At 61.3% G+C, this 19,948-nt stretch carries 18 protein-coding genes; 5 read left to right on the plus strand and 13 right to left on the minus strand.

Annotated features, from left to right (window positions below):
* Positions 1-67 precede the first annotated feature (67 nt).
* The 3 genes from J3P92_RS11455 to J3P92_RS11465 form a co-directional block, all read right to left on the minus strand.
* On the minus strand, positions 68-694 hold the full coding sequence (locus tag J3P92_RS11455; protein WP_434563721.1) for a DNA-3-methyladenine glycosylase family protein: 627 nt from the start codon (positions 692-694) through the stop codon (positions 68-70).
* A 22-nt stretch (positions 695-716) separates the two neighbouring features.
* Positions 717-1,799 (minus strand): bifunctional transcriptional activator/DNA repair enzyme AdaA, encoded by a 1,083-nt coding sequence (locus J3P92_RS11460; protein WP_434611083.1) that lies wholly within the window; start codon positions 1,797-1,799, stop codon positions 717-719.
* Positions 1,800-1,863: 64 nt separating this feature from the next.
* Positions 1,864-3,318 (minus strand): TrkH family potassium uptake protein, encoded by a 1,455-nt coding sequence (locus J3P92_RS11465; RefSeq protein ID WP_420766571.1) that lies wholly within the window; start codon positions 3,316-3,318, stop codon positions 1,864-1,866.
* A gap of 173 nt (positions 3,319-3,491) precedes the next feature.
* Between J3P92_RS11465 and J3P92_RS11470 the strand changes: the two genes are divergently transcribed.
* Entirely contained in the window at positions 3,492-4,079 is a 588-nt protein-coding gene (locus J3P92_RS11470; protein ID WP_420766570.1) for a LysE family translocator, read from the plus strand.
* 137 nt (positions 4,080-4,216) lie between these two features.
* Here the strand turns inward: J3P92_RS11470 and J3P92_RS11475 are convergent, their stop codons facing one another.
* From J3P92_RS11475 to gloB, 9 genes are all read right to left on the minus strand, one after another.
* Entirely contained in the window at positions 4,217-5,041 is an 825-nt protein-coding gene (locus tag J3P92_RS11475; protein WP_434563727.1) for an AraC family transcriptional regulator, read from the minus strand.
* A 181-nt stretch (positions 5,042-5,222) separates the two neighbouring features.
* Positions 5,223-6,017: an enoyl-ACP reductase FabI gene (gene fabI / locus J3P92_RS11480; protein ID WP_003202751.1), complete on the minus strand. Its 795-nt coding sequence runs from the start codon at positions 6,015-6,017 to the stop codon at positions 5,223-5,225.
* Between the two features lie 19 nt (positions 6,018-6,036).
* Positions 6,037-7,647 carry an ABC transporter ATP-binding protein gene (locus J3P92_RS11485; protein WP_434650837.1) on the minus strand — a complete coding sequence of 537 codons (1,611 nt, stop codon included), beginning with the start codon at positions 7,645-7,647 and terminating at the stop codon, positions 6,037-6,039.
* Position 7,648: 1 nt separating this feature from the next.
* On the minus strand, positions 7,649-8,668 hold the full coding sequence (locus J3P92_RS11490; protein ID WP_434563729.1) for an ABC transporter permease: 1,020 nt from the start codon (positions 8,666-8,668) through the stop codon (positions 7,649-7,651).
* Between the two features lies 1 nt (position 8,669).
* Positions 8,670-9,746, minus strand: coding sequence for a microcin C ABC transporter permease YejB (locus J3P92_RS11495; protein ID WP_420766566.1), 1,077 nt, complete (start codon positions 9,744-9,746; stop codon positions 8,670-8,672).
* Positions 9,747-9,750: 4 nt separating this feature from the next.
* The gene (locus tag J3P92_RS11500) at positions 9,751-11,604 is read right to left on the minus strand and encodes an extracellular solute-binding protein (RefSeq protein ID WP_434611095.1); all 1,854 of its coding nucleotides are present in this window, start codon (positions 11,602-11,604) and stop codon (positions 9,751-9,753) included.
* Positions 11,601-13,430 carry an extracellular solute-binding protein gene (locus tag J3P92_RS11505; protein ID WP_434611562.1) on the minus strand — a complete coding sequence of 610 codons (1,830 nt, stop codon included), beginning with the start codon at positions 13,428-13,430 and terminating at the stop codon, positions 11,601-11,603. Before J3P92_RS11505 ends, J3P92_RS11500 begins: the two co-directional genes overlap by 4 nt.
* 194 nt (positions 13,431-13,624) lie before the next feature.
* A complete protein-coding gene (locus tag J3P92_RS11510; RefSeq protein WP_420766564.1) occupies positions 13,625-15,073 on the minus strand; it encodes a transglycosylase SLT domain-containing protein in 1,449 nt (482 codons plus the stop codon).
* A gap of 99 nt (positions 15,074-15,172) precedes the next feature.
* On the minus strand, positions 15,173-15,940 hold the full coding sequence (gene gloB / locus J3P92_RS11515; protein WP_420766563.1) for a hydroxyacylglutathione hydrolase: 768 nt from the start codon (positions 15,938-15,940) through the stop codon (positions 15,173-15,175).
* A gap of 65 nt (positions 15,941-16,005) precedes the next feature.
* On the opposite strand from gloB, the gene J3P92_RS11520 reads away from it, so the two are divergent.
* The 4 genes from J3P92_RS11520 to J3P92_RS11535 all read left to right on the plus strand — a co-directional run bounded on the left by J3P92_RS11520 (position 16,006) and on the right by J3P92_RS11535 (position 19,074).
* Positions 16,006-16,764 carry a class I SAM-dependent methyltransferase gene (locus J3P92_RS11520; protein WP_420766562.1) on the plus strand — a complete coding sequence of 253 codons (759 nt, stop codon included), beginning with the start codon at positions 16,006-16,008 and terminating at the stop codon, positions 16,762-16,764.
* An 86-nt stretch (positions 16,765-16,850) separates the two neighbouring features.
* Complete coding sequence (rnhA, locus tag J3P92_RS11525) at positions 16,851-17,303, plus strand: ribonuclease HI (RefSeq protein ID WP_420766561.1); 453 nt, start codon at positions 16,851-16,853, stop codon at positions 17,301-17,303.
* Between the two features lie 225 nt (positions 17,304-17,528).
* The gene (gene dnaQ / locus J3P92_RS11530; RefSeq protein ID WP_420766560.1) at positions 17,529-18,290 is read left to right on the plus strand and encodes a DNA polymerase III subunit epsilon; all 762 of its coding nucleotides are present in this window, start codon (positions 17,529-17,531) and stop codon (positions 18,288-18,290) included.
* 169 nt (positions 18,291-18,459) lie between these two features.
* Positions 18,460-19,074 (plus strand): GNAT family N-acetyltransferase, encoded by a 615-nt coding sequence (locus J3P92_RS11535; protein ID WP_420766559.1) that lies wholly within the window; start codon positions 18,460-18,462, stop codon positions 19,072-19,074.
* Here the strand turns inward: J3P92_RS11535 and J3P92_RS11540 are convergent.
* Positions 19,040-19,933, minus strand: a complete 894-nt coding sequence (locus tag J3P92_RS11540) for a LysR substrate-binding domain-containing protein (RefSeq protein ID WP_434650839.1) — start codon at positions 19,931-19,933, stop codon at positions 19,040-19,042. The two genes, J3P92_RS11535 and J3P92_RS11540, sit on opposite strands and share 35 nt — an antisense overlap.
* Positions 19,934-19,948 lie beyond the last annotated feature (15 nt).

Genomic DNA, 19,948 nt, shown 5'->3' on the forward strand with positions numbered 1-19,948 from the left:
GGGTGATGTTCTCAACTTTTGAGTTGATGCGCCGACGCCAGTGGAAGAGCTTGCCCGTGATGAATGGTCATGCGGACTTGATTTTGGGCACCCGCCACAAATACCAAGCCGCCACCGTCCGATAAGGACTCCAGGCCTGGCCGATAGCGATGATCTGCCGGCGATTCGGCTGAGTCTCCAGACCTTTTAGCCGTCGATATCCTTCGCGAACCCCAAAGTCATCCGCCGGCAAGACATCCACTCGTTCCAGGCTGTAGATCAACAGCATCTCCACGGTCCAGCGCCCGACGCCGCGCAGGCTGACCAGGCGCTCGATCAGTGCTTCATCGTCCATGGCCCGGGCCGTGGCGTAATCCGGCACGATCCCATCCAGTGTCGCCTGGGCGATGCCCTGGAGGGTCGCGAGCTTGCTCGCGGAGAATCCGCAACTGCGCAGTAGCGTGCTGTCTGTTGCCAACAGTTGTTCGGGGGCGGGAAACGCGGCGGGGGCAAACAGTGCGACAAGCCGCCCGAGAATGGCGTCCCCGGCCTTGGCGTGCAGTTGTTGGTAGGCAATCGCCCGCACCAGTGCCTCATAGGGATCGCGGGCCGGCTTGGGTTGTAGCAGGCACGGGCCGACGGACGCGATGTGACGCCGCCAGTCTTCGTCAAGATTGGCCAGGAAAGTACTCGCTTCGTCGTAAGGCGTGCTCATCCGGATCTCTGTTCGGGGCTGATCAAAACGCCAAGGGCAACGAAACCTGCACCGCGGCTTTTTCCAGCCGCAACAGAAACGCCTTGCGCGGCTGGCCGCCACCGTAACCGGTCAGCGCGCCGTCCGCGCCGATCACCCGATGGCAGGGAATGACGATCGCCAGGCGATTCTGCCCGTTGGCCAAGCCCACGGCGCGGCTGGCGCCAGGGCTGCCCAGGGCGCAGGCGACGGCGCCGTAGCTGCGGGTTTCGCCATAGGGGATCTTTTGCAGTTCGGCCCAGACCCGGACCGCAAAGGCGCTGCCAGGCATGTGCAGCGGCACGTGGAAAGTCGTTTGTTTGCCGGCGAAATAATCCGCCAGTTCGGTTTCGATCTGTTGCAAATGAGCGTTATGCCCCGGGGCGACCGTGTAGCCGTAGCGTTGCTGCAGTTCTTCCAATTCTTTGGTCAAGGCCGGGCGGTCGAGAAATTCCAGCAGCACCAGTCCGCGACGTTCGGCCATGGCCAGCATCGGCCCCAGAGGGGTTGTCAGTCGGGTGAACAGCAACGGTTCGCTGAGGCCGGCGCGGCCGGGGGTGATATGAAAAGACTTCACGAACGCATCACGAAAACCGCTCAGGGATTCATAGCCGGAATCGAACGCGGCGTTGTCGATCGAGGCGCCTTCCTTGATTCCGCCCAAGGCGATGCCCAGGCGCCGGGTGCGCAGGTAGGCGTGAAAAGTCATGCCGAAATGCTGTTTGAACCAGCGGCGCAGCTTCAGCGGTTCGATGCCCTGTTCGTGCAGCAGCGCATCGGTCCAGCGCACGTCGGGCCCGGCATCCACGGCTTTGAGCAGCGCCTGGATCCAGGCCGGTGCGATGGCCGCGGCATCCAATGGCTTGCAGCGCAGGCAGGCTCGATAGCCGGCCGACATGGCCTCGTCGGCGTGGGCGAAGAACTCCACGTTCTCCGGCTTCGGCTTGCGTGCCGTGCAGCTGGGACGACAGAAAATGCCGGTGGTCTTGACCGCGGTGAAAAACACCCCCTCGTAGGCGGTGTCTCGTTCGAGCATGGCGCGGACCATTTCGGCGTGGGGCGGGAGCAGCGAGTCTTGTAGGTTCATGGGAGGAGCATAGAACCGTGGCCCAAAGCCCTCCACCGAAAAATCGACAGTGAATTTGCCGATATCAATATTTCCAGAACACTGGCGTGAACAACACCAGCACCGTCAGGATCTCCAGACGTCCCAGCAGCATGCCGAGGGTCAGCAGCCATTTCGCCGCGTCCGGCAGGGTCGAGAAGTTGCCGGCCGGGCCAATGATATTGCCCAGGCCCGGGCCGACGTTGCACACGGCGGTGGCGGCGCCGGTCAAGGCGGTCGTCCAATCCAGGCCGATCAGCGCGAGGCCCAGGGCGATGGCGCCGATGGTGATCGCGAAGAAGAACGAAAACGTCAGCAGCGAGCGAACGATTTCCTCGTCGATGGGGTGATTGTTGTACTTCTTCTGGATCACCGCCCGGGGGTGGATCAATTGCTTCAAGCTGCCCATCAACAGGACCTTGGCGACCTGAAACCGAAAGATCTTCAGGCCCCCGGCCGTGGACCCCGAACAGCCGCCGACGAACGTCAGGTAAAAGAACAGCAGCAGGGCGAAGCTGCCCCACAACGTGTAGTCCCCCAGGGCCACGCCAGTGGTTGTGACCACGGAGGTGACGTTGACCGCGACGATACGGACCGCGTCCCACCATGCATGGTCGCTGTTCAGGCTCAGCCAGGTGCCGACCGCGAGCCAGGTGACCACCAGAAAGCCTATGAATCCCCTGACTTGCTGGTCCTTGAGCAAGGCGCGCCGGTGGCCTCGCAATGTCGCCACATACAGCGTGAAGGGCAGCGCCCCCGCCATCATGACCACCACCGACACCCAATGCACCGCCGGTTGCGGCCAATGGGCGAGGGACGCATCGGAGGTGGAGAATCCTCCGGTGGAAATCAGCGACATCGCATGGTTGATCGCCTCGAAAGGCGTCATGCCGGCAAGCCACAGCGCCAACGTCGAGAGCGCGGTCAAGCCTACGTAGATCCACAGGATGTAGTTGGCCGCGACATGCGAGCGCGGCGTGACTTTCTCCGACCAATCCGAAGATTCGGTCTGGAACAGCCGCATGCCACCGACCCGCAATAACGGCAGGACCGCCACGGCCATGCCGATAAAGCCGATTCCACCAAGCCAGTGCAGCATCGAGCGCCATATCAACAGGCCGGGCGATGCCGTGTCCAAACCGGTCAGGATGGTCGAGCCGGTGGTGGTGATGCCGGACATGGTCTCGAAAAACGCATCGGTGTAGCTGATGTGCTGAATGAGCACCATTGGCAGGGCGGCGAACGCACAGACGAATACCCAACTGGCGGTGGTCAGCAGGTACATTTCCCGGGGCCGCATCTGGGCCTGTTCCGGTCTTCCACGGGCGACCAGTGCCACACCGCAGACAAAAGTGATCAGGCTCGACCAGAGAAACGCCGACAAGTCATCGTTGCGCTCGTAGAACATCAGCGTGAACAGCGGAATCGCCATGCTGACCGCGAGGGTGATCAGGAAAATCCCAAGGATGAAACCGATGAGACGCAGAACCGCTATGGACATGGATAACGCCTGATTCAAAAGCTGCACAGTATCGATTTGGCGAGTCGGTCAGCGCGTAAAGTTTGCGTAAAAAAGAAGCGGGCGTGCTTGATGACGAAGGCAGTTTTCTTCAATACCCGTGCGGGCAACCCGTTTAACTTGGGGCCTCTTTCCTCAAACGAAGAAGATATGTGATGAGCTTGATATTATCCATGGCGACCTTTGCGCTGGTCGCGTCCATTACGCCGGGCCCGGTCAATATCGTGGCCCTCAGTTCCGGCGCTCGGTACGGTTTGCGCGCCACCTTGCGCCACGTCGCCGGCGCCACCCTGGGGTTTGTCCTGCTGCTGGTCTTGATGGGGTTGGGGTTGCACGAAGTCTTGCAGCGCTGGCCGGGGCTCACCCGCGTGGTGCAACTGGCGGGGGTGGCGTTCCTGTTGTTCATGGCCTGGAAGCTGGCGATGGACAACGGCGAGCTGGGTGAGCGGGACGAAGGGCGCGCGCCGTCGATGATCTACGGCGCACTGATGCAGTGGCTCAACCCCAAGGCCTGGCTGGCCTGCGTGGCGGGGATGGGCGCTTTCGTCGCCGATGGCGAGGCATCGCTGGTGTGGCAGTTCGCGGCGATCTATTTGGTGATCTGCTACCTGTCCGTGGGCTGCTGGGCATACGCCGGCAGCTTCCTGCGTACCTGGCTGGGGAATCCGGTGACCATGCGCCTGTTCAATCGGGCCATGGCGGCGTTGCTGGTGGCGAGCGCGGTGTATCTGTTGTTGCCGTGAGCAACCCGTCCTTGGGGTTGGAACGCTGTCGGGGCGAGGGAGCTCGCTCCCGCTCGACTGCGCAGCGGTCGCTTGGAATCGAGGGCTACTCCGTAGCCCAGCGGGAGCAAGCTCCCTCGCCACGGGACGGGGCAGTGTCAGCCTCGGTATTGCCCGGGCGTGGCGGCCAGGTGTTGCTTGAATGCCCGTTGGAAATGCGCCTGGTCGGCAAAACCGCTTTGCAGCGCGACATCGGCAATCAACTTGCCCTCGCGCAATTGGCGACGGGCGAATTGGATCCGGCGATTGATCAGGAAAGCGTGGGGCGTCATACCGTAGTGACGCTTGAAGGCCCGGCTCAAGTAGGACGGCGAGAGCTGTGCAAACGCGCAGATATCCTCGAGCTTGAGGGCTTCGGTGCAATGGTCATGGATGAACTGCGCGGCCCGCATCAAAGCAGGGTGACTGCCCCGGTCCGGGCGCCCGGCCGGATTGAGCCGATGCTGGAGGTCGGTGAAAAACGCCTCGACGGCATCTTTTTTGGCGCGGGTATCGACCTGTTCATCCACCAGTATTTCGTAGAGCGCACACAGGCCGGAGAAAAGCGCGGCATCGCGGCTGTGGGTGGTGTCGAACGCCTGGAACTCCATGGACGGATCAAAGCCGATCCGCCGTTGCAGGTCCCTTAGCCATTGGGTATCGACATACAGCATCACGTAGGACCAGGGTTGATTGTCGATGGGATTGCAGGCGTGGACGTCGCCAGGATTCATCAGCACCACCGTGCCGCCCTCGACCTGGAAGCTCGACTGCTCATGCAGATACGTGCTGCGCCCGGCGGTGATCGCACCGATCGAGAAATGGTCGTGGGAGTGACGCGAATAACAGACCTTGCGCCCATCGGCGATGGCCCGGGCTTCGATGAAAGGCAGCGCCGCGTCGTGCCAGAAACGTGGGGCAGCGTCATGGTTGGCGGGCTTCATCGGTCGATGTCCTGTTTTATTGGCTGTGCCTGAGTGTATTCGCCTGCGCCCAAAAATGCCCGTTCGAGATCGGTGCGGGTCTGGACGGGGTTGCAAGTTCGCTTCCACAGATAACGTGCAGAGCAAAAAAACGCCGCTTGACCTTTCCAGGCCAAGCGGCGTTTTTGTTGCAACGCGAAGATTATTCTTCGATGTTGCCCATGGCGGTGGTGTTGAAGCCGCCGTCCACGTACATGATTTCACCGCTGATGCCCGACGCCAGGTCAGAGCACAAGAAGGCGCCGGCGTTGCCGACTTCTTCGATGGTGACGTTGCGACGCAGCGGGGTTTGCGCTTCGTTGGCGGCCAGCATCTTGCGGAAATTCTTGATGCCGGAAGCGGCGAGGGTGCGGATCGGGCCGGCCGATACGCAGTTCACGCGGGTGCCGTCCGGGCCCAGGGAGCCGGCCAGGTAGCGAACGCCCGCTTCCAGGGAGGCCTTGGCCATCCCCATGACGTTGTAGTTCGGCATGGTGCGCTCGGCGCCCAGGTACGACAGGGTCAGCAGGCTGCCGTTGCGGCCTTTCATCATTTCACGGCCGGCTTTGGCCAGGGCCACGAAGCTGTAGGCGCTGATGTCGTGGGCGATGCGGAAGCCTTCGCGGGTGGTGGCTTCGGTGAAGTCGCCGTCCAACTGGTCGCCCGGGGCGAAGCCCACGGAGTGCACGATGCAGTCCAGGCCATCCCACTTCTTGCTCAATTCTTCGAAGACCTTGGCGATTTCTTCATCGCTGGCCACGTCGCATGGGAAGCACAGCTCCGGGCTCGAACCCCAGCCTTGCGCGAACTCTTCGACACGACCCTTGAGTTTGTCGTTCTGATAAGTGAAGGCAAGCTCAGCGCCCTCGCGATGCATGGCGGCAGCAATGCCGGATGCGATGGACAGCTTGCTGGCGACACCGACGATCAGTACGCGCTTACCGGCGAGAAAACCCATGTGTTGCTCCTCTTTCAGGTTATTCGGCAGTTGTTGGGGCCAGGAAGGCGGCCTCCAGCAACTGCTGTGTATAGGGGTGTTGCGGCGCGGCGAATATGCTGCGGGCATCACCTTGTTCGACCACTTGGCCATGCTTGACCACCATCAGCTGGTGGCTCAGCGCTTTGACGACAGCCAGGTCATGGCTGATAAACAGGTACGTCAGGTTGTACTTGGTTTGCAGCGACCGCAACAGCTCCACCACCTGGCGTTGCACGGTACGGTCCAGGGCCGACGTCGGCTCATCCAGCAGAATCAACGCCGGCTTGAGCACCAGGGCCCGGGCAATGGCGATGCGCTGCCGTTGCCCTCCGGAAAATTCATGGGGGTAGCGGTTCCGGGTTTCCGGGTCCAGGCCTACCTCCTTCAATGCCGCGATTATCGCTTGTTCCTGTTCTGCCGGGGTGCCGATCTTGTGGATCCGCAACCCTTCGCCGACGATCTGGCTCACACACATCCGTGGGCTCAGGCTGCCGAACGGGTCCTGAAACACCACTTGCATCTCCCGGCGCAGCGGCCGGACCTGCTGCTGTGACAGGCAGTCGAGCTGCTGGCCCTCGAAGCGGATCGCGCCCTGGCTGCCGATCAACCGCAAGATCGCCAGCCCCAGGGTCGACTTTCCGGAACCACTTTCGCCGACGATGCCCAGGGTCTGGCCCTGGGGCAGGCTGAAGCGGATTCCGTCCACCGCCTTGATGTAATCCACCGTACGCTTGAACACGCCTTTCTTTATCGGGAACCAGACTTTCAGGTCCTCGACCTGCAACAGCGGCGGGCCGACGACGTTGTTTGCCGGGTTGCCGCTGGGCTCGGCGGCCAGTAATTCCCGAGTGTACGGATGTTGCGGCGCGCGGAACAACTCTGCGCACGATGCCTGTTCGACGATGCAACCGCGCTGCATGACACATACGCGGTGCGCAATTCTTCGCACCAGGTTCAAATCGTGGCTGATAAGCAGCAGCGACATGCCCAGGCGTGCCTGCAAATCCTTGAGCAGTTCGAGGATTTTCAGCTGCACGGTGACGTCCAGCGCGGTGGTCGGTTCGTCGGCGATCAGCAGTTCCGGCTCATTGGCCAAGGCCATGGCGATCATCACCCGTTGCCGCTGGCCACCGGACAGTTCATGGGGCAGGGCCTTGAGGCGCTTGTGCGGATCAGGAATGCCGACCAGCTCCAACAGTTCAAGGGAGCGGCGGGTAGCGACCTTGCCAGTCAGGCCCTTGTGGATGCGGAGCACTTCGTTGAGCTGTTTTTCGATGCAGTGCAAGGGATTCAGCGACGTCATCGGCTCTTGGAAAATCATCGCGATCCGGTTGCCGCGAATATGGCGGATGGTTTTTTCCTTCAGGCCCAGCAGGTCCTGGCCCGCGTACTGGATGGTTCCGGTGGGATGATGGGCCAGCGGATAGGGCAGCAAGCGCAGGATGGAGTGGGCCGTCACGGACTTGCCCGAACCGCTTTCGCCCACCAGGGCCAGGGTTTCGCCTCGCTTGATGTCGAAGCTGACGCCTTCGACCACCCGCTGGCGGCGTTCGCCGACGACGAACTCCACCGCCAGGTCGCGTACTTCGATCAGATTGTCCTGGTTCATTTCACTTCCTCGGATCGAAGGCATCGCGAGCGGACTCGCCGATGAACACCAGCAGGCTCAGCATGATCGCCAGTACGGCGAACGCGCTGATGCCCAGCCACGGCGCCTGGAGGTTGGACTTGCCCTGGGCTACCAGCTCGCCCAGGGAAGGCGCGCCCGCCGGCAGGCCGAAGCCGAGGAAATCCAGGGCGGTGAGGGTGCCGATGGCGCCGGTGAGGATGAACGGCATGAACGTCATGGTCGAGACCATGGCGTTGGGCAGGATGTGGCGGAACATGATCGCGCCGTTCTGCATGCCCAATGCGCGAGCGGCGCGCACGTATTCCAGATTGCGGCCGCGCAGGAACTCGGCGCGCACGACGTCCACCAGGCTCATCCAGGAAAACAGCAGCATGATGCCCAGTAGCCACCAGAAGTTGGGCTGGACGAAACTGGCGAGGATGATCAGCAGGTACAGCACCGGCAACCCGGACCAGATCTCCAGGAAGCGCTGGCCGGCCAGGTCCACCCAGCCCCCGTAGAAACCCTGCAGGGCACCGGCGATTACCCCGATGATCGAGCTGAGCACCGTCAGCGTCAGGGCAAACAGCACCGAGATACGAAAACCGTAGATCACCCGCGCCAGCACATCGCGCCCCTGGTCATCGGTACCGAGCCAGTTCACCGAGGAGGGCGGCGCCGGTGCCGGGACTTTCAGGTCGTAGTTGATGCTCTGGTAGCTGAACGGAATCGGTGCCCACACCACCCAGGCGTCCTTGGCGGCCAGCAACTCACGGATGTACGGGCTCTTGTAGTTGGCCTCCAGCGGGAATTCGCCGCCAAAGGTGGTCTCGGGGTAGCGCTTTAGGGCCGGGAAATACCAGCCGCCGTCGTAATGCACCACCAGCGGTTTATCGTTGGCGATCAGCTCGGCGCCCAGGCTCAGCACGAACAGCACCAGGAACAGCCACAGCGACCACCAGCCGCGCTTGTTGGCCTTGAACAGTTCGAAACGGCGGCGATTGAGAGGGGACAGGTTCATCTCAATGCTCCCGGCTTTCGAAATCGATGCGCGGATCGACGAAGGTGTAGGTCAGGTCGCCAATCAATTTCACCACCAGCCCCAGCAAGGTGAAGATGAACAGTGTGCCGAATACCACGGGGTAGTCGCGGTTGATCGCGGCTTCGAAACTCATCAGGCCCAGGCCGTCGAGGGAGAAGATCACTTCCACCAGCAGCGAGCCGGTGAAGAAAATGCCAATGAAGGCCGAAGGAAAGCCGGCGATCACCAACAACATTGCGTTGCGAAACACATGGCCATACAGCACGCGGTTGCGGGTCAGGCCCTTGGCCTTGGCGGTGACCACATACTGCTTGTTGATTTCATCGAGGAAGCTGTTCTTCGTCAGCAGCGTCATGGTGGCGAAGTTGCCGATCACCAGCGCGGTCACTGGCAAGGCCAGGTGCCAGAAATAGTCGAGGATCTTGCCGCCCAGGGTCAGTTCATCAAAGTTGTTGGATGTCAGCCCACGCAGCGGGAACCAGTCGAAATAGCTGCCGCCGGCAAACACCACGATCAACAAGATGGCAAATAGGAACGACGGGATCGCATAGCCGACGATGATCGCCGAACTGGTCCACACATCGAAATGACTGCCGTGCCGCGTCGCCTTGGCGATCCCCAAGGGGATGGACACCAGGTACATGATCAGTGTGCTCCATAGCCCGAGGGAGATGGACACGGGCATCTTTTCCTTGATCAGGTCAATGACCTTGGCGTCGCGGAAGAAACTGTCACCGAAGTCCAGGCGGGCGTAGTTCTTGATCATGATCCACAGGCGCTCCGGGGCGGACTTGTCGAAGCCGTACATGCGCTCGATTTCCTTGACCAGCGCCGGGTCCAGGCCCTGGGCGCCGCGGTAAGAGGAGGAACCTGCCACCGATACCTCGGCACCGCCGCCAGCGATGCGGCTGGTGGCGCCTTCGAACCCTTCGAGCTTGGCGATCATTTGCTCCACCGGGCCGCCGGGCGCGGCCTGGATGATGACGAAGTTGATCAGCAGGATGCCGAACAGCGTCGGGATGATGAGCAACAGCCGCCGAAAAATATAAGCCAGCATCGGGTTACTCCACACTCTCGGGAGCGGCGATTTGCTGCTCGATGACCTGCTTTTCTACCTCATCGGCTGGCTTGACCTCCGGCTTGACCCACCATGTAGTGGTGCCGATGTCATAGGTCGGCGTGACTTTCGGGTGGCCGATGTGGTTCCAGTAGGCCACGCGCCAGGTCTTGATGTGCCAGTTGGGAATTACGTAATAGCCCCATTGCAGGACCCGGTCCAACGCCCGGGCATGGGCCACCAGGCTCTTGCGCGAGTCAGCGTTGATCAACTGTTCCACCAGTTGGTCCACGGCAGGGTCCTTGAGGCCCATGGTGTTGCGGCTGCCGGGTTTGTCCGCAGCGGCCGACATCCAGAATTCGCGCTGCTCGTTTCCTGGCGAGCTGGATTGCGGAAAGCTGCCCACCACCATATCGAAGTCCCGCGAACGCACGCGGGTGATGTATTGCGACACGTCGACGCGGCGGATCACAAGTTCAATGCCCAGGTCACTCAGGTTGCGTTTGAACGGCAGCAGGATCCGTTCGAATTCGGTCTGGGCCAGCAGGAACTCCAGCACCACCGGCTTACCTTGGGCATCGACCATCTTGTCATCGACGATGCGCCAGCCGGCTTCCTGCAACAGCTGATAGGCCTTGCGTTGCTGGTCGCGGATCATGCCGCTGCCGTCGCAGACCGAAGGTTGGAAGGCTTCGGTGAAGACTTGCTCGGGAATCTTGCCGCGCAAGGGTTCGAGAATCTTCAGCTCGTCTTCGCCGGGCAACCCGGTGGCGGCCATTTCCGAATTCTCGAAATAGCTGCGGGTGCGGGCGTAGGCACCGTTGAACAACTGCTTGTTGGTCCATTCGAAGTCCAACAGCAGGCTCAGGGCCTGGCGCACCCGTACATCCTGGAACACCGGGCGGCGCAGGTTGAAGATGAAGCCTTGCATGCCCGTAGGGTTGCCGTTGGGAATCTGTTCCTTGATCAGGCGGCCTTCGGTCACGGCGGGGATGTTGTAGGCGTTGGCCCAGTTCTTCGCGGTCATTTCCAGCCAGTAATCGAACTGTCCGGCCTTGAGGGCTTCCACCGCCACGGTGTTGTCGCGGTAATAGTCGGTGGTCAATACGTCGAAGTTATAGAAACCGCGGTTCACCGGCAAGTCCTTGCCCCAATAATCCTTCACCCGCTCATAGCGGATCGAACGTCCGGCCTTTACTTCGGTGACCTTGTAGGGCCCGCTGCCCAGGGGAATTTCCAGGTTGCCCTTGCTGAAATCGCGGCTGGCCCACCAATGCTTGGGCAATACCGGCAGTTGGCCGAGGATCAGCGGCAGTTCACGGTTATGGGTGTGCTTGAACTTGAACAGAACCTTGAGTGGGTCTTCGGCGATGACCTCGGCCACATCGTTGTAATAGCCGCGGAACATCGGCGCGCCATCCTTGGTCAGGGTCTCGAAGCTGAACACGACATCTTCGGCGCGCATGGGGTGGCCGTCGTTGAAGCGCGCTTCGGGGCGCAGGTAAAAGCGCACCCAGCCGTTGTCCGGCGCTTTCTCGATTTTTTCCGCGACCAGGCCGTATTCGGTGAAGGGCTCATCCAGGCCTTGCTTGGCCAAGGTGTCGTAGATCAGGCCGATGTCATCGGCAGGTACGCCTTTGCTGATGAATGGGTTGAGGCTGTCGAAGCTGCCAAAGCCACCCTGACGGAATATTCCGCCCTTGGGGGCATCGGGGTTCACGTAGTCGAAATGCTTGAAATTGGCCGGGTACTTTGGTGGCTCGTTGTACAAGGTCACGGCGTGCTGCGGCGCGGCGCAGGCCAGCCCGGCGAATAACAAACTGCCGGCCTGCAGAAGCAGGGCGCGTAGAGGCTTCATTGATCTTTCTCCGAAGATTTCAGCCACCACGCGCTCAGGCCCAGGGTGTAGGGCGGCGTGGTGACAAAGGCGAACCGGTTGCGATACGCCAGGCGATGGTAATTGATATACCAGTTGGGAATGCAGTAATGCTGCCACAGCAGGACCCGGTCCAGGGCCTTGCCGGCGGCGACTTGTTCGTCGCGGGTCTGGGCGGAGAGCAGTTTTTCCAGCAGATGGTCAACCACCGGATTGGCGATCCCTGCGTAGTTCTTGCTGCCCTTGATCCCGACCTGGCTGGAGTGGAAATACTGCCATTGTTCAAGGCCCGGGCTGAGGGTCTGGCCCAGGGTCAGCAAAATCATGTCGAAGTCGAACTGGTCCAATCGCTGCTTGTACTGGGCACGATCCACTGTGCGCACTCGGGCCTGGATGCCAATGCTGGCCAGGTTTTCGACGTAGGGCTGCAGGATGCGCTCCAGGTTCGGGTTGACCAGCAGGATCTCGAAGCGCAGGGGTTGGCCGGCGGCGTTGAGCAGGTGCTGGCCGTTGAGGGTCCAGCCGGCTTCCTTCAGCAGGCCAAGGGCCCTGCGCAGGGTTTCCCGGGGAATGCCGCGCCCGTCGGTTTGGGGCAGGCTGAAGGGCTCGGTCAGTAATCGAGGGGGCAGTTGTTCACGGTAAGGTTTGAGCAACAGCCACTCGTGGCCGACGGGCAGGCCAGTGGCGGAGAATTCGCTGTTGGGGTAATAGCTGAGGGTTCGTTTGTACGCGCCGCTGAACAGGGTGCGGTTGGTCCATTCGAAATCGAACATCAACCCCAGGGCTTCTCGGACCTTGACCTCGCCGAAGGTGGCGCGCCGGGTGTTCATGAACAGGCCCTGGGTCTGGGTCGGAATCTGGTGGGGAATCTGCGCCTTGATCACATCGCCACGGTTCACCGCCGGAAAGTTGTACCCGTTGGCCCAGTTCTTGGCCTGGTGCTCGATGTAGATGTCAAACTCACCGGCCTTGAAGGCTTCGAAGGCGACGCCGCTGTCTCGGTAGAAATCCACTTCCATTCGATCGACGTTGTACTTGCCACGATTGACCGGCAGATCCTTGCCCCAGTAGTCCTTGACTCGCTCGAACACCAATTGGCGACCTGGCTGCACTTTGGTGATGCGATAAGGCCCGCTGCCCAACGGCGGCTCGAAGGTGGTCGCCTTGAAATCGCGGTCTTTCCAATAATGCTGCGGCAACACCGGCAGCTCACCCAGGCGCAGGATCAGCAGCGGATTGCCCGAGCGCTTGAACACGAAGCGGATTCTCAGCGGGTTGAGGACATCCACCCGCAGCACTTCCTGCAAATTGGTCCGGTATTGCGGATGGCCATCTTTGAGCAGCGTTCGGTAGGAAAACGCTACGTCATAGGCAGTGATCGGCACGCCATCATGAAAGCGCGCTTCGGGCCGCAGGTTGAACACCACCCAGCTGCGGTCCTCGCTGTACTCCACCGACTGGGCGATCAAGCCGTAACTCGACGTTGGCTCATCCCCTGAGGGCGCATATTGGCCAGTGCCTACCATGAGCGGTTCGTTCAGCTCATTGATGCCGTATTGCAGGAAGTTCGGCGTGGAAACCGGGCTGCTGCCCTTGAATGTATAGGGATTGAGGGTATCGAAGGTGCCAAACGCCATGATCCGCAAGGTGCCGCCCTTGGGCGCTTGCGGGTTGACCCAGTCGAAGTGGGTGAACCGGGCCGGGTATTTCAGCGTGCCGAACTGCGCATAGCCATGGCTTTCGCTGATGGTAGCGTCGGCGGCAGGGCTCGATGCCAGGCTGATCAGGAGCAGGAGGAGGGGGCGTATCAAGTCTGGGATCCGATCCAGGCGGCTTGGGCATTTATGGCCTGTACAGTAACAGCTTGTATGGGCGGGAAAAAGGCGGTGGGCCAAAGCCTCTCAGATTAGGCGAAGCCGGGGCGAGCATGCATTCGTGGCGAGGGAGCAAGCTTCCTCGCCACGAATGCTGCTCGGGCACAGCCCTTCAGCCATCGATAAGCTTAGTGCGGGGAATAGACCGTCAACATCTGCCCAGGCTTGAGCGCCTTGCCCATGCGCGGGTTCCAGCGCTTGAGGTGCTGCATTTCGACATTGAAGCGCTTGGCGACGACGTACAGCGAGTCACCCTGCTTGACCTTGTATTGGGTCTGCTTCTTTTGTTCCTTGCCCTTGGCGGCCACGACGGTGTTGATGCGCTTGCCGCGGGCCTTGGTGGCCTTGACGTCCTGCATCACCAACGTTTGACCGACCTTGAGCTTGTTGCCGCTGAGCTTGTTCCAGCGCTGCAAGTCCTTGGTCTGGACCTTGTTGGCCTTGGCGATCTGGGCCAGGTTGTCGCCGCGCTTGACGCGGTAGGTGCGCCTTGCGCCTTCCACTTCGCTGTCATCGGCGGTCTCGAAGACTGGCTTGAGCGAGCGAGGGCTGATCAGTTCTTCCGGGCGCATGGTCGACAGGCTGGCGGTCAGCAGTTGCGCCTTGGAGGTCGGCACCAGCAGGTGCTGCGGGCCGTCGATGGTGGTGCGCTGCTTGAAGGCCGGGTTGAGCTGGAACAGCTCGTCCTCGTCGATGTTCGCCACCGCCGCGACCTTCGACAGGTCCATGCGCTGGTTGATCTCGACGACCTGGAAGTACGGCTCGTTGGCGATCGGGTTGAGGTTCACGCCATAGGCGTCCGGAGCCAACACGACCTGGGACAGCGCGAGCAGCTTGGGCACGTAGGCCTGTGTTTCGCTGGGCAGCGGCAGGTTCCAGTAGTCGGTGGGCAGGCCAAGCTTCTCGTTGCGCTCGATGGCGCGGCTGACCGTGCCTTCACCAGCGTTATAGGCCGCCAGTGCCAGCAACCAGTCACCGTTGAACATGTCGTGCAGGCGCGTCAGGTAGTCCATCGCGGCGGTGGTGGACGCGGTAATGTCACGACGGCCGTCGTAGAAGCGGGTCTGGCGCAGGTTGAAATAACGCCCGGTGGAAGGGATGAATTGCCACAGTCCCACTGCATTGGCCCGGGAATAGGCCATGGGGTTGTAAGCGCTTTCGATCACCGGCAACAGCGCCAGCTCCAGCGGCATGTTGCGTTCTTCAAGACGCTCGACGATGTAGTGGATATATAAGCTGCCGCGCTCGCCGGCATTTTCCAGGAATGAAGGGTTGCTGGCGAACCACAAACGCTGCTGCTCGATGCGCGGGTTGACGCCGGCGGTTTCCTGGAGCTGGAAGCCCTGGCGCATGCGTTCCCACACATCCTGGGGCACCTGGGGGGTAGGCTTTTCCGTGAGCCACACAGGTTTTTGCTTGGCCCGCGCGGCGACATTCGGCTTATGCGCAGCATCGCTCTGTGGCACCTGGCCGGTGCTCTGACAGCCCGCCAGCGTGGCGGACACTGCCACCGCGATGGCCTGGGCCAAGCGGGTCAGTGTGTCTGACTGGACGGACCTGCGAATAGATGACGACATTGGCTGGAAGTAAGTTCCGGGCAAAAATGTCGGCCGATTCTAGGAAGCGCACCCCAGCAGGTCAACCATTCAGAATTTTTGTATCAATCGGTAGCTGCCTTAGAACTTATCTTTCCAGGCCCTCAAGGCCGCAAAAACCTCACTCGCCGTCTGGTTGGGTTGACCGTTCCGTTCGTCTGCTTTTTGTTTAACGGATGTTTCAGCGGTGCGCAAAAACGGATTGGTGAGTTTTTCCAGAGCCAGGGTCGAGGGCAGGGTGATGATGCCCTGGTTGCGCTGCTGGGTGACTTTCTCCAGGCGGGCGGCAACGTCTGGGTTGGACGGCTCGACCGCGGCGGCGAATTTCAGATTGCTCAAGGTGTATTCATGGGTGCAGTAGACAAGCGTATCTTCAGGGAGCGCGGCGAGGCGGCCCAGGGAGTGGTGCATCTGTTCGGGCGTGCCCTCGAAAAGCCGTCCGCAACCGGCGGCGAACAGCGTGTCGCCACAGAACAGCAGGCCACGGTGGTAGTAGGCGATATGCCCCAATGTGTGCCCGGGAACCGCATAAACATCGAAGTCCAGGCCCAGCACATTGACTTTCGCGTGGTCGTTAAGGGCGATGTCTCGCGCCGGGATGTTTTCGCTGGCCGGGCCGTAGACGGTGGCGCCGGTCGCGCTTTTCAGCGCGGCGACACCGCCGACATGATCGTGGTGATGGTGGGTGACCAGGATGTCGCTCAAGACCCAGTCGGGATGAGCCTCGAGCCACCCCTGCACTGGCGCGGCGTCGCCTGGATCGACCACGGCGCAAGTCTGCGTCGAGTGGTCTTGTAACAACCAAATGTAGTTATCGTTAAACGCGGGCAGGGCAGTGATCTGTATCATCGTCGAATTCGCCAAGCTCAAAACAAAGGCGCATCTTAGAACTTCCTGACGCGTTGGAGAATGCAATGACCGATGAAGCGTTCGCTCAGGCCGATCCTGACTGGCTGGCATTGATCAGCTCTGCCCGTGAGTGGCTGTCCGGCCCTGTCGGGCAATTTCTGCTGGAAGAAGAACGGCGCATGCTCGAAGACGAGTTGGGCCGGTTCTTTGGCGGCTATCTGGTGCATTACGGTCCTTCGGCGCAAACGCCACCGTCGGCGCCTCAGGTCCAGCGCAACGTGCGCTTGGGGGCGCCGTTGCCGGGCGTCGAGATCGTTTGCGAGGAGCAGGCCTGGCCCTTGAGCGAGCATGCCGCCGATGTGGTGGTGATGCAGCACGGCCTGGATTTCTGCCTGTCGCCCCATGGGCTGTTGCGCGAAGCCGCCAGCAGCGTGCGGCCCGGTGGGCATCTGTTGATCATCGGCATCAACCCCTGGAGCAGTTGGGGATTGCGCCATGTATTTGCCAGCGATGCGCTGCGCCAGGCCCGTTGCATTTCGGCCTCGCGGGTCGGCGACTGGCTCAACCTGCTGGGTTTCGCGCTGGAGAAACGCCGCTTCGGGTGCTATCGTCCGCCGCTTGCGTCGCCCAAGTGGCAGGCCCGATTGGCTGGCTGGGAGCGCAAGGCGGGTGACTGGCAATTGTCCGGTGGCGGCTTCTATTTATTGGTGGCGCGCAAGATCGCGGTCGGGCTGCGCCCGGTGCGTCAGGCGCGACGCGAGCCGATGGGCAAGCTGATTCCCTTGCCGATGGCCAAGGTCAACCGTCGCCACATCGAGCCGTAATCCCTTTATCGATGGTTCTGGCCGTATCCGGCTCCGGGCGCTGATCGGCCCTGGGCGGCGGCCTTTTGTTTTTTGGATTGATTGGCATGAGCGATAGCGTGGAACTCTTCACTGATGGCGCCTGCAAGGGCAACCCTGGCCCGGGTGGCTGGGGTGCATTGCTGGTGTGCAAGGGCGTGGAAAAGGAGCTCTGGGGCGGCGAAGCCAATACCACCAACAACCGCATGGAGCTGATGGGCGCCATTCGGGGGTTGGAAGAGCTCAAGCGTCCTTGCGACGTGCTGCTGGTGACCGACTCGCAGTATGTAATGAAAGGCATCAACGAGTGGATGGCGAACTGGAAGAAGCGCGGCTGGAAGACGGCGGCGAAAGAACCGGTCAAGAACGCCGACCTCTGGAAATTGCTGGACGAGCAGGTCAACCGCCACAACGTCACCTGGAAATGGGTACGTGGCCACATTGGTCACCACGGAAACGAACGGGCCGACCAGTTGGCCAATCGAGGAGTGGATGAGGTGCGCGGCTACAAGCAGTCCTGATCCGGCCGGATCTGATTTTTGGCAAATGGAAATAATCGTGGCGAGGGAGCTTGCTCCCGCTGGACCGGTCCGGCGCCTCGGGCGAAACAGGCCCCTTTCGGCGGTCGCTGCGCAACCTAGTGGGAGCAAGCTCCCTCGCCACAAAAGCGGTCCCAGGCTAATCCCACCTCATAGCATGGTAAGATCCGCGCTTTTGCAAGACTGCCCGTTGAGAATTGAACACTGATGGCCAACAGATCTGTAGTACTGGATACCGAAACCACCGGCATGCCGGTGACCGACGGTCACCGGATTATTGAAATCGGCTGTGTCGAGCTGATGGGTCGGCGCCTGACCGGCCGTCATTTCCACGTTTACCTGCAACCGGACCGCGAAAGTGACGAGGGTGCCATTGGCGTGCACGGCATCACCAATGAATTTTTGGTGGGCAAGCCGCGTTTCGCCGAGGTGGCCGATGAATTCTTCGAGTTCATCCAGGGCGCCCAGCTGATCATTCATAACGCGGCGTTCGACGTCGGGTTCATCAACAATGAATTCGCCCTGTTGGGCCAGCACGACCGCGCCGATATCACCCAGCACTGCACCATTCTCGACACGTTGATGATGGCCCGGGAACGGCATCCGGGGCAGCGCAACAGTCTCGACGCCTTGTGCAAGCGCTACGGCGTCGACAACTCCGGCCGTGAGCTGCACGGCGCCTTGCTCGACTCCGAAATCCTTGCCGACGTCTACCTGACCATGACCGGCGGGCAGACCAGCCTGTCCCTGGCCGGTAACGCCTCGGACGGCAACGGCACCGGCGAAGGTTCGGGCAACCAGGCGACCGAAATCCGTCGCTTGCCTGCGGACCGCAAGCCGGCCCGGATCATCCGCGCCAGCGAAAGCGACCTGGCCGAACATGCCGCGCGTCTGGAAGCGATCGCCAAGTCCGCGGGCGCCCCGGCATTGTGGACGCAACTGGCTGAGGCGCAGGCCGCCGCGAATTGATCCGGATCCACGGTTCATACCGATCATTTCTCGCGATAATCGCCAGTACCTTCTAACCTGAAGCAAGGCAGGCCATGGATACCCGCTTGATGTGTGAAGATTCGAGAGGCAAGGGCAATGGATGGCACTGTGCCGTTGATTGCCTCAAGGAATGAGGACCTTTCCCTGTATGCAACCGGTCAAGAATCCCAAGCATCCCGGCCTCTCGGTACGCGTCGTCGACGACGGCTTTGCCGTGTATGTCTGGGGCAGTGATTTCAGTTTTGACGTCAGCGCCTACGGTACGCCGCAGATCGGCCGGCCGGTGAGCCAATGGCCGGTGACGCCGATCGTTCCCTACCGCAAGTGCTACGGTATCGATCCTGAAGAATTCGCCAGTTTCCGGGATGCCCCCGACAGCGAAATCTTCATGGCCTACCTGGACGACCAGCCAGTGGGTCACCTGGTGATCAGCACCAACTGGAATGGCTATGCCCATATCGATGAGTTGGCGGTGCATGCCCCGGCTCGCCGGCATGGGGTGGCCAAGGCACTGTTGGACGTGGCCCAGTTCTGGAGCCGCAAGAAAAAACTGCCGGGCATCATGTTGGAAACCCAGAACAATAACCTGGGTGCCTGCCGTCTCTACGAACGTTGCGGCTACGTGCTCGGCGGGATCGATCATTTGCGATATCGCGGCATCGATCGGCATACCGCCGAGGTGGCGCTGTTCTGGTACCGGTTGTTCGACGATCCGCTGGGCATGACGATCAGTGGTTCAGCAACGCCTCGGCTTGTTCCGTAATTCGTTCCAGCAGCGCTTGGACCGTCGGCGAGGGCTGCACACCGTTCAGGCTCAGTGCGTAAAGGCAGATCGGAACGGCTGGTGACACCGGGCAGATATCCAGCCCGCTGCCCTTGGCGCCCGAGGCGGTGAATGGATCGACGATGGCGAGGCCTTCGCCGGCTTCGACCATCGCGCGCATCATCTGGTGCGTCTGCACACGAATCTGGACCACCGGTGCGGGGCGCAGCGCCGCGAGCTTGTGGTCGAATGCCGGGCTCAGCGGGTCATGACCATCAAGCCCCACCAGCGACTGGCCCGCCAAGTCCTGTATTGAAATGTATTTCTGCCGAGGTTGCAGCCAGCCGTGGGGCGCCAGCAATTGCAGTTTGCCTTGGGCGATTGTCTGGCAGTGGATGTCCGGGTGTTCCGGATCGTGCAGGCTCAGGCCCAAGTCGCTTTCACGCAGCAACAGGCTCTTGACGATTTCGCGGGTTGGTTCGCTGAGCAGGGTGCAAGGCGCATCCGGATGGCGCCGACGCAGGGCGGCGATGCCCAGGGGCAGCAACTGTTGCGCCAGCGGCGGGGTGCAGATGATGCGCAGGGGCGGGGCCTGATGATGTTTCAAGCTGCTGGCCAGCCGCTGTATTGGCTCGAGGGTGTCGTAAAGCTGCGTAATGCCTTCGCGCAACTCCAGGGTTTCGCGGGTGGCCTGCAATCGTCCGCGAACGCTGGCAAACAGCATGAAACCGAGCTGGGCTTCTGCATCGCGCAGGATCGACTCGACTTCGGCCACCGGCAATTGCAGCCATTCGGCCGCGGTTGCGAGGTGGCCGGTCTGCAGCAGCGCCTGGATCACTTCGATGTGGCGTAAACGCATGCAAGAAGTCCGTTT

Origin of the sequence: Pseudomonas sp. D3-27 (genome assembly GCF_051132165.1) — a bacterium.
Taxonomy (GTDB): domain Bacteria; phylum Pseudomonadota; class Gammaproteobacteria; order Pseudomonadales; family Pseudomonadaceae; genus Aquipseudomonas.

Coding starts and splice junctions, on each gene's coding strand:
- J3P92_RS11485 (WP_434650837.1), bottom strand. CDS start 7,647: ATGAACCAGGACAATCTGATCGAAGTACGCGACCTGGCGGTGGAGTTC.
- fabI (WP_003202751.1), bottom strand. CDS start 6,017: ATGGGTTTTCTCGCCGGTAAGCGCGTACTGATCGTCGGTGTCGCCAGC.
- J3P92_RS11520 (WP_420766562.1), top strand. CDS start 16,006: ATGACCGATGAAGCGTTCGCTCAGGCCGATCCTGACTGGCTGGCATTG.
- J3P92_RS11535 (WP_420766559.1), top strand. CDS start 18,460: ATGCAACCGGTCAAGAATCCCAAGCATCCCGGCCTCTCGGTACGCGTC.
- J3P92_RS11540 (WP_434650839.1), bottom strand. CDS start 19,933: ATGCGTTTACGCCACATCGAAGTGATCCAGGCGCTGCTGCAGACCGGC.
- J3P92_RS11500 (WP_434611095.1), bottom strand. CDS start 11,604: ATGAAGCCTCTACGCGCCCTGCTTCTGCAGGCCGGCAGTTTGTTATTC.
- J3P92_RS11470 (WP_420766570.1), top strand. CDS start 3,492: ATGAGCTTGATATTATCCATGGCGACCTTTGCGCTGGTCGCGTCCATT.
- gloB (WP_420766563.1), bottom strand. CDS start 15,940: ATGATACAGATCACTGCCCTGCCCGCGTTTAACGATAACTACATTTGG.
- J3P92_RS11490 (WP_434563729.1), bottom strand. CDS start 8,668: ATGAACCTGTCCCCTCTCAATCGCCGCCGTTTCGAACTGTTCAAGGCC.
- J3P92_RS11465 (WP_420766571.1), bottom strand. CDS start 3,318: ATGTCCATAGCGGTTCTGCGTCTCATCGGTTTCATCCTTGGGATTTTC.
- J3P92_RS11510 (WP_420766564.1), bottom strand. CDS start 15,073: ATGTCGTCATCTATTCGCAGGTCCGTCCAGTCAGACACACTGACCCGC.
- J3P92_RS11460 (WP_434611083.1), bottom strand. CDS start 1,799: ATGAACCTACAAGACTCGCTGCTCCCGCCCCACGCCGAAATGGTCCGC.
- J3P92_RS11495 (WP_420766566.1), bottom strand. CDS start 9,746: ATGCTGGCTTATATTTTTCGGCGGCTGTTGCTCATCATCCCGACGCTG.
- dnaQ (WP_420766560.1), top strand. CDS start 17,529: ATGGCCAACAGATCTGTAGTACTGGATACCGAAACCACCGGCATGCCG.
- J3P92_RS11475 (WP_434563727.1), bottom strand. CDS start 5,041: ATGAAGCCCGCCAACCATGACGCTGCCCCACGTTTCTGGCACGACGCG.
- rnhA (WP_420766561.1), top strand. CDS start 16,851: ATGAGCGATAGCGTGGAACTCTTCACTGATGGCGCCTGCAAGGGCAAC.
- J3P92_RS11455 (WP_434563721.1), bottom strand. CDS start 694: ATGAGCACGCCTTACGACGAAGCGAGTACTTTCCTGGCCAATCTTGAC.